Source organism: Vibrio rubrogenes (genome assembly GCF_059641415.1).
In genome coordinates, this window is sequence record NZ_JCARSY010000111.1 from 1 (window position 1) to 740 (window position 740).

A 740-nucleotide genomic window follows, 5' to 3' on the forward strand; every position below is an offset into this window, starting at 1 on the left:
GGAAAAGCATGTTTTAGTCATCACCGACAATCCCGAAGGGTTCGGCCGTCTTGCCATGCCGGTGCCGTACAATGCCTTGTCCGGTGGGGTGTTTGAGCAACCTTATGTCTCAACTTTGACCGAGCACAAACAGACACAAGTCAGTGATGTGCAGCTGAGCGATTACAGTTTTAAAAAGCCGTCTTACAATATTACGCACTCGGCCACCGCTTCGGATATGAGTTACCAGCGCGGTGACTATGAGCATTTTGACCACCCGGGGCGGTTTAAAGACGACACCACGGGTCAGGCATTTACGCAGATCCGCCTTGAAGCGCTGCGCCGACAAGCACATACCTTCAGCGGTAAAAGTAACGACGCACAGCTTCAGGCCGGTCAGCGGTTTGATTTGATGGAGCACTTCGACAGTGAGATGAATCGCAATTATCTGCTGATTCAAGTCGCCCATCAGGGCAGCCAGCCGCAGGCGCTGGAAGAGTCCGGTGGCAGCGGTGCAACCACATATGCCAACCAGTTTGCCGCCATTCTCGGTGATCAAGTGTGGCAGATGGCACCGCGCAGTAAACCGATCCTCAAGTTTCCGACCATGGGGACAGTGGTCGGCCCTGAAGGGGAAGAGATCTACTGTGATGAGCATGGCCGGGTGAAAGTGCACTTTTCTTGGGACAGAAAGGCTTGGGACAGATACGGCAGCTCAAATGAGCAAAGCTCTTGCTGGTTGCGTGTGACACAAGGTTGCG

General features: G+C 53.8%; 1 protein-coding gene. It reads left to right on the forward strand.

The genetic code is table 11. The features are described from left to right. On the forward strand, positions 1-740 hold a 740-nt coding region (tssI, locus tag AC55NX_RS20765), incomplete at both ends, for a type VI secretion system tip protein TssI/VgrG (protein WP_496997457.1).